This window comes from Acetobacter okinawensis, assembly GCF_002153655.1.
In the GTDB taxonomy this organism is placed as follows: domain Bacteria; phylum Pseudomonadota; class Alphaproteobacteria; order Acetobacterales; family Acetobacteraceae; genus Acetobacter; species Acetobacter okinawensis_A.
In genome coordinates this window covers 1-422 of the sequence record NZ_JOPJ01000136.1, presented here as the reverse complement: position 1 = coordinate 422, position 422 = coordinate 1, and the positions used below count along the sequence as shown (strand labels likewise).

The window sequence follows — 422 nt, the reverse complement described above, 5'->3', positions numbered from 1 at the left end:
CAGAACCGCGCAGCGCAGTCTGCCTCTGCCCTGACCGGCTATGACCGGGCCATGGTCGAGGCCGCGCAGCAGGCGGATGATGCCGCCCGCTCCCTGTCTGGCGGCATGGCGTCTGCGAGTGAAAAAGCTGTTGTTCAGGCCTCTGCGGCACGCACACTGGCAGCCGAGTACCAGACCAGCACAACCGCCATGGAGCGCAACACCGGACTACAACGTCAGGTTGCACAAGCATGGTTGCAGGGTGGACAGGCCGCAACCGAGGCCACGGCCTATGTTCAGGCTTATACAGAAGCACTGGATCATTATGATGAAGGAACGCCTGCTTTTGTGGCAGCAGTGCAGCAGCGCAAGGCGGCACTGGTCGATGCGGCCCATGCCACATCTGACATAAACCTGAGCCAGCAGACATCGGCCAACAATGA

Annotated in this window: 1 protein-coding gene; it reads left to right on the top strand. The window is 61.1% G+C overall.

The window, feature by feature from the left end:
• The coding region (locus HK26_RS13710; protein WP_180539601.1) for a hypothetical protein at positions 1-422 on the top strand (422 nt) is incomplete at both ends.